Raw genomic sequence first — 6,668 nt, 5'->3', positions numbered from 1 at the left:
GGACGCAACGAGGCGCAAGGGCGGGCCGCCGCCCTGTGGGCCCTGCGCGACGATCTGGCCGCTCCGCCCGATCGGCTGCGCGTGTCGCTGGGCCCGCGCCGGGAGACCGACGGCCGGCGGCTGGTCGCCGTGGCCAATGCGGCGCTCGTCGACGCCTGGATCGCCTATGCCGAGTCGCTCGGCGTGACCTCGGACGTGATCGTGCCGGACCATCTGACCGTCGCGCCGCCGCTTGAGGGCGAGGGCCTCACCTCGGTGGGCTTCGGGCCGATGACCGCCCTGCGGGGGATCGACCTGTCGGTGACAGTGGAGCCGGATCTGGCGCCCCTGATTGCGGGCGAGCGCCCGGTGTCCCCGGTGGAGCGGGCAGAGGAGGTGGAGGCCATGCTGGTCCAGGCCGCCCTGAACCCGCCGGTCAATCTGATCGGCCGCACCCGCGCCGCCGACCAGGGCCTGGGGGCCCGGCGCCGCGCGGCGGTGATGGCCGGCCTGCTGGTCCTTTCGCCCCTGCTTCTGCTGGGTGTGGCCGCGGCGCGGGACGATCTGGCGGCGCGGGAGCTGAACCGTGAGAGCACGGCGATGTTGCGCCAGGCGTTTCCCGACATGGCGCCGGGGGCAGATCCGGCGGCCGAGGCTCTGCGTCGCCTGAACGCGACCGCCGCCTCGGGCGGGATATCGGGCGTCACAGCCGCCCTGTTCGCCGCCGTGGAGCAGGTGGAGGGAACCGAGCTGGACGCCCTGTCGGTCTACGCCGACGGTCAGGTGCGGGCGACGGTCTCATACGGCGCCTATGGCGATCTGGAAGCGCTGGACGCCGCGCTCCTGGCCTCGGGCCTGACCATGACCGACGAAAGCACCCTCGAGGAGGACGGCCGCATGGTCAGCGACGTAATCATCGGAGCCGCCGCATGACCGTCTTCAGCGAACAGGTAAAAGCCGCCCGCGTCTGGTGGGACGGCCGCACGGCGCGCGAGCATGTGATGCTGGGCGTGCTCGGCGGCGTGCTGGCGCTCGTGCTGGCGTGGTTCCTCATCCTTGCGCCCCTGCTGGCCCGGAAGGCCGGCGCCGCCGACCGACTGGACGCCGCGGTCCAGACCCATGCCCTGGCCTCGGCGGCGTCGGGGATCGACCCATCCGGCGGTGTCGCGCGATCCCCTGACGACATAGAAGCCCTTCTGAACGACAGCGCCGCCGAGGCGGGGATCGCGGTTCAGATGACCGCCGAGGGCGGGGGTGTCAGCTTCGCGGTGGAGTCCGCCGAGACCGCCCGCCTGTTCGGCTGGATCGCCGCTCTGGAGCGGGCCGGGCTGACCATCGACAGTCTCAGCGTGCTTGAGAACGCTGACGCCACCCTGCAGGCGCAGGGGACGGTCGCGCCGTGAGCCGTCTGAGCCTGATCCTCATCTTCGCTGCGTCGCTGATGCTCATGCTGGCGGTGCTGACGCCGCTGCGGCTGGTGCTGGGCATGGCGGGGGCCGACGACCTGGGCCTGTCCGCCGAGCGGGTCGAAGGACCGTTCTGGGGCGGGCGGGCGATCGGGGCGCGGGCGGGGGGCATGCCGCTGGGAGACCTCAGGGTTTCGGTCAATCCGTTCGGCCTGATGCTGGCGGATGACGACGCGGCGCGGCTGCGGGCGGTGACGGTGCGCGACGCCACGGGCGAGCGCATCCCGCTGGAGGGCTTCGCCGCCTACAGGCCCAGCGGCCCGTAGAGCCAGGTCATCCAGATCCCCAGCGCAAGGAAGACGCCGAAGGGCAGGCGGTCCTCGCCCGAAACCGGCTGCTTCAGGGCCAGACGCGCCAGCACCAGACTCAGCCCCGCTACGGAGGCCCACAACAGCACGCTGGGCAGGCCCATCCATCCGGTCCACGCCCCCGCCGCCGCCAGCAGGCGGAAATCGCCGCCCCCCAGTCCCTCCCGGCCTCGCGTCCGGCGATAGAGAGCCGCGATGCCCCACAGCACGGCGAAGCCGACCGCCGCGCCGATCAGATGGTCGATCAGAACGGGCCGGTCGATCAGTGCCGTCACCGCCAGCCCGGCCGCCAGAAGCGGCAGGGTCAGCCAGTCCGGCAGCCAGAAATGCCGAGCGTCCACGGCCGCGATCAGCAGCAGGCTCCAGCCCAGCAGGGCGCTCACCGCCACAGGTTCGGGGCCGCTCGCCCATGCCCAGCCGCCCAACGCCGCGCCGGGGGCGGCGAGCCCTGCGATCAGGCTGATCGAAGGTCGGCCCGGCCCGGTTTCATCCAGCCGCGCTGTCAGCCATGCCGACGCCGCCCCCGCCAGGGCGCCCAGCGGGATCAGGGTCCATTCAAACACGGATCAAGGGGCCTAGGGGCGGTTCAGGTGAGCCAGGGCGCGCGACAGGTCCAGGCGGATCAGGCGCGCGGCCTCGGCCACGGCGCGCTGTTCGCCGTCACGCTGGGCCGCGATGGCGGCGTAGGCCTGGTCGGCGGCGGCGTAGGTGACCGTGGCCGTCACCGCGTCGGTGATGGCCTCTCCGCCGGAGACGGGGGTCAGCTGGTAACGCACCACCAACACCAGTTCATAACGCGAGACTGTGTCGTCCACCCGACGGCCAAGGGCGCCCCGACGCTGCTCCACGTCGGTCTGAAGACGCCACAGGGGCGTCTGGCCGCGATCCCACGCCAGTTCATCCTCCAGCGCCCGCCGCAACTCGTAACCCACCCGGGTGTCCGGGACCGAAACCGAGATGCGGGACAGCGTCGGCGACACGCCCGGCTCGGCGTACAGGGGCGTGAATCCGCAGGCGGCCAGCATCATCAGGGTGCCGAGAGCGGCGCCGATGCGGCCCAGCCGGGTCACCCGGCCACCAGATTGACGATGCGGTCGGGCACCACGATGACCTTTCGGACCGACTGGCTGATCGAGGCAAGGTAGGCCTGAACCGCCGGGTTCGCCAGAGCCGCCTCGCGCACCTGATCCTCGGGCGCGCCGCGCGGCATCACCACCTCGCCGCGACGCTTGCCATTGATCTGGATCGGCAGGGTGACCTCGTCGTCCGTGGCCAGCGCCGGATCGTATTCCGGCCAGGGCGCGTCCAGAACCATGCCGTCCTGACCCAGACGGGTCCAGCATTCCTCGGCCAGGTGCGGCGTGAAGGGCGCGATCAGCCGGGCCAGGGCCGCCAGGGCCTCGCGCCGGGCCTCGCCGCCCGCCTCCGCATGGGCGCGGATGACAGCCACGAAGGCGTACAGCTTGGCGATGGCTGCGTTGAAGCGGAAGCCCTCGACACCCTCGCTGACCGATTTGACGGCCTTGTGCGTCTCGCGGCGCAGTGCCTCGTCGAGCTTGGCGTCGCCAGCCTTGGCGGGGTCAAAGCTGTCGAACTCGGCCCAGACCCGCTGGACGAAGCGGCTGGCGCCCTCGACGCCGCCGGTGGTCCACTGCACGTCGCGCTCGGGGGGGCTGTCGGACAGCACGAACAGACGCCCGGCGTCCACGCCGTAGGCCTCCAGAATCTCTTCGGGCGCCACCACGTTCTTCTTCGACTTCGACATCTTCTCGATGTCGCCGATGGTCAGGGCCTCGCCGGTGGAGCGGCGCGTGGCGGTGCGCCTGTCGCCCTCGGTGACGATGTCCACGTCGGTGGGCTCGACCCACTTGCCGTCAGCCGCCCTGTAGGTCTCGTGGACCACCATGCCCTGGGTGAACAGGCCCGCGAACGGCTCCTTCACGTTCATCAGGCCTGCATCCGAGAGGGCGCGGGTGATGAAGCGGGCGTAGAGCAGGTGCAGGATCGCGTGCTCGACCCCGCCGATGTATTGATCCACCGGCAGCCAGCGGTCGGCCGCCGCCTTGTCGATGGGCGCGTCGGCCGTGGGATCGGTGAAGCGCGCAAAATACCACGAGCTGTCCACGAAGGTGTCCAGGGTGTCTGTCTCGCGCCGGGCGTCTGCGCCGCACGAGGGGCATTTGACGTGCTTCCACGTGGGGTGGCGATCCAGCGGATTGCCCGGCACGTCGAAGGTCACGTCCTTCGGCAACTCGACCGGCAACTGGTCGGCCGGAACCGGGACCGGTCCACACGCCTCGCAGTGAATGATGGGGATGGGACAGCCCCAGTAGCGCTGGCGCGACACGCCCCAGTCCCGCAGGCGATAGACCGTGGCGCCTTCGCCGAGGCCGGCCGCCTCGATGCGCGCCACCGCCGCCTTCTTGGCGGCCTCCACATCCAGCCCGTCCAGATCGGCCGAGTTGAAGATGCGGCCCGGGCCCACATAGGCCTCGTCCGCAACGGCGAAGTCCTCGCCGGCGCTGTCCGGGCGCACCACCGGGATGACCGGCAGGTCGTATTTGCGGGCGAAATCCAGATCGCGCTGATCATGGGCCGGGCAGGCGAAGATGGCGCCGGTGCCGTACTCCGACAGGATGAAATTGGCGATCCACACGGGAATCGTGCGCGCCGGATCCAGCGGGTGGACGGCGGTCAGGCCGGTGTCGAAGCCGATCTTCTCGGCCTGGTCGATCTCGGCCTGGCTGGCGCCGCCCTTCTTGCATTCGGCGACGAAGGCGGCGGCCTCAGGATTGCGCACGGCGAGGGCGGCCGAAAGCGGATGGTCGGGCGCCAGGCCCACGAAGGACGCGCCGTACAGGGTGTCGGGCCGGGTGGTGAACACCTCGACGCTCTCGAAGCCGTCCGGCACATCACCTTTGAGGGGCCAGGTCACCCGCGCCCCGGTGGAGCGGCCGATCCAGTTGGCCTGCATCAGGCGGACCTTCTCGGGCCAGCGGTCCAGGGTGGACAGGCCCTCCACCAGATCGTCGGCGTAGTCGGTGATCCGCAGGAACCACTGGGTCAGCTTCTTCTTCTCGACCTCGGCGCCGGAGCGCCAGCCGCGGCCGTCGATCACCTGCTCGTTGGCCAGGACGGTGTTGTCCACCGGATCCCAGTTGACGACGCCTTCCTTGCGATAGACCAGACCGCGCTTCAGCAGCTCGATGAACCAGGCTTGCTGCTTGCCGTAATAGGCCGGATCGCAGGTGGCGAACTCGCGGCTCCAGTCCAGCGACAGGCCCAGCAGCTTCAGCTGGTCGCGCATGGCGGCGATGTTGGACCAGGTCCAGTCGCCGGGATGCACGCCCCGCTCCATGGCGGCGTTTTCCGCAGGCATGCCGAAGGCGTCCCAGCCCATGGGGTGCAGGACATCGAAGCCTTGGGCCCGCTTGTGACGGGCCACCACGTCGCCCATCACATAGTTGCGGGCATGGCCCATGTGGATGTTCCCGCTGGGATAGGGAAACATCTCCAGCACATAGTATTTCGGCCGTCCGGTATCGCCGGTCGGGGTCACGAAGGCTTTCGCCGCCTCCCAGCGCGCACGCTGGCGGGGTTCGGCCGTCCGGGGATCGTATCGCGTCATGCGGTCAGTCTGACTCCGGCGATCAGCCGGCGTAGGCGAGGTTCAGCTGCCGCGCCCGCGTCAGGATGGCGTTCTCCAGATCCGTTTCGGTCTGGGGATTCACCGGCTGGGCGATCCATTGGCCCGCCTCGTTGCGAATCTCGCGGGTCACGGTGACGTTGAGGGCGTCGGCGCGCAGGCGTGTGTCCAGGATGAACACCGTGGCCTTGAAGCGCTCGTTCGGCGATGCGGCCGGCGTGTGCCAGTCATAGTTGATCACGCCGCCCCACGGGTCGGCGGTGATCAGCGGCATGAAGGACAGGGTGTCCAGCGAGGCGCGCCAGAGAAAGCTGTTGACCCCGATTCCCTGTTCCGTCCCCGCCGAAGCCGCGCGGTCGCCCCGCGACAGGGGGTTCAGGCTGCCGCAGCTCGCCAGGGCGACGCTGCAGGCGATCAGGGCGATCGACGCGCCACGAGTGATGGCCATGGGAAACTCCGTCAAATGATTGCCGTCCCGCCCGGGCGCGCACGACCGGACGACCGGCGCCGCGCCCCCACGGACCGCCAAATGGTCTATAGCATGGCGAACCGCCGCGCTGACAAGCGGCCCTGCGCATTCTGATGCGGGAACTCCCGTGTTGCGCGAGCCACAGGCCGCCGGGAACCCGTCACGGAACCTTGTTCAGGCCATCGCATTGCGTTGACCGGGCTGTGAGACCATGTCTAATCGACGCTGCCGGTATCGGTCACACCGACCGGTCGGCGAGGGACAAACAACGGTCCCGGCTGGATTAAAGGGCGGAAACGGGTAATGCGGGTCCAAGGACTCATTCTTGCGATGGCTGCTGTTGCGGCCCTGGCGACGACGGCGTCCAACGCCTCGGCCCAGACTCGCGAGTCCGCCCGCGCTACCGTCCAGGCGTCCCCCACCGTCCGCAATGATCTGGTTTCCGAACAGGATGCGCCCCGGCGCGGCCTGCGTTGGAACGAGGACGGTCGCTGGGGCCTCGACCTGAACCTCAGCCAGCCGGTCGGCCGCGAGGCGGACTGGAGCGATGTGCAGGCGGGCGCCTTTTACCGCCTGAACCCGCGTCTTCGGGTCGGCGCAGCCGCCTCCCTGTCCGAGCCCCAGACCGATCCGGCCCGTCCGGTGGAAACGGACCGACGCTCCCAGCCCCGTGTGCGGCTGGAGACGATCTTCAAGTTCTAGAAATTTGACCCGTTGAGGGTGGTTGTTGAGGCGCTGATCACAGCAGCACCGATGATGTCGGACCACAGGCGGGGATCAGGACCGGGAAGGGCGTCGGC

General features: G+C 69.9%; 8 protein-coding genes. 4 read left to right on the top strand and 4 right to left on the bottom strand.

The features are described 5' to 3' along the window. From gspL to C0461_RS12665, 3 genes are all read left to right on the top strand, one after another. Positions 1-912: type II secretion system protein GspL (gene gspL, locus C0461_RS12675; RefSeq protein ID WP_292107517.1), on the top strand; the 912-nt coding region annotated here is incomplete at its 5' end. Then, complete coding sequence (gene gspM, locus C0461_RS12670; protein WP_292107516.1) at positions 909-1,382, top strand: type II secretion system protein GspM; 474 nt, start codon at positions 909-911, stop codon at positions 1,380-1,382. The genes gspL and gspM, both read left to right, overlap by 4 nt. Continuing rightward, positions 1,379-1,711 (top strand): hypothetical protein, encoded by a 333-nt coding sequence (locus C0461_RS12665; RefSeq protein ID WP_292107515.1) that lies wholly within the window; start codon positions 1,379-1,381, stop codon positions 1,709-1,711. Before gspM ends, C0461_RS12665 begins: the two co-directional genes overlap by 4 nt. Here the strand turns inward: C0461_RS12665 and C0461_RS12660 are convergent. Genes C0461_RS12660 through C0461_RS12645 form a run of 4 tightly spaced genes read right to left on the bottom strand, consistent with a single transcriptional unit; the run spans position 1,690 to position 5,847 of the window. After that, the gene (locus tag C0461_RS12660; protein ID WP_292107514.1) at positions 1,690-2,316 is read right to left on the bottom strand and encodes an A24 family peptidase; all 627 of its coding nucleotides are present in this window, start codon (positions 2,314-2,316) and stop codon (positions 1,690-1,692) included. The two genes, C0461_RS12665 and C0461_RS12660, sit on opposite strands and share 22 nt — an antisense overlap. A gap of 12 nt (positions 2,317-2,328) precedes the next feature. Beyond that, the gene (gene lptE / locus C0461_RS12655) at positions 2,329-2,823 is read right to left on the bottom strand and encodes an LPS assembly lipoprotein LptE (RefSeq protein ID WP_292107513.1); all 495 of its coding nucleotides are present in this window, start codon (positions 2,821-2,823) and stop codon (positions 2,329-2,331) included. After that, positions 2,820-5,381, bottom strand: a complete 2,562-nt coding sequence (leuS, locus tag C0461_RS12650) for a leucine--tRNA ligase (RefSeq protein WP_292107512.1) — start codon at positions 5,379-5,381, stop codon at positions 2,820-2,822. Before leuS ends, lptE begins: the two co-directional genes overlap by 4 nt. A 22-nt stretch (positions 5,382-5,403) precedes the next feature. Continuing rightward, complete coding sequence (locus C0461_RS12645; RefSeq protein ID WP_292107511.1) at positions 5,404-5,847, bottom strand: DUF3576 domain-containing protein; 444 nt, start codon at positions 5,845-5,847, stop codon at positions 5,404-5,406. A gap of 351 nt (positions 5,848-6,198) precedes the next feature. Between C0461_RS12645 and C0461_RS12640 the strand changes: the two genes are divergently transcribed. After that, the gene (locus C0461_RS12640) at positions 6,199-6,570 is read left to right on the top strand and encodes an NtrZ family periplasmic regulatory protein (RefSeq protein WP_292107509.1); all 372 of its coding nucleotides are present in this window, start codon (positions 6,199-6,201) and stop codon (positions 6,568-6,570) included. The last annotated feature ends 98 nt before the right edge of the window (positions 6,571-6,668 follow it).

The organism is Brevundimonas sp. (assembly GCF_013823285.1).
Lineage (GTDB): Bacteria > Pseudomonadota > Alphaproteobacteria > Caulobacterales > Caulobacteraceae > Brevundimonas.
The sequence above is the reverse complement of the archived record's forward strand: the minus strand, read 5'-3'. Positions and strand labels throughout refer to the sequence as shown.

What these genes read in the sequence shown, in the direction of transcription:
- leuS (WP_292107512.1), bottom strand. Translation starts at nt 5,381, where the DNA reads ATGACGCGATACGATCCCCGGACGGCCGAACCCCGCCAGCGTGCGCGC.
- C0461_RS12640 (WP_292107509.1), top strand. Translation starts at nt 6,199, where the DNA reads ATGGCTGCTGTTGCGGCCCTGGCGACGACGGCGTCCAACGCCTCGGCC.
- C0461_RS12645 (WP_292107511.1), bottom strand. Translation starts at nt 5,847, where the DNA reads ATGGCCATCACTCGTGGCGCGTCGATCGCCCTGATCGCCTGCAGCGTC.
- gspM (WP_292107516.1), top strand. Translation starts at nt 909, where the DNA reads ATGACCGTCTTCAGCGAACAGGTAAAAGCCGCCCGCGTCTGGTGGGAC.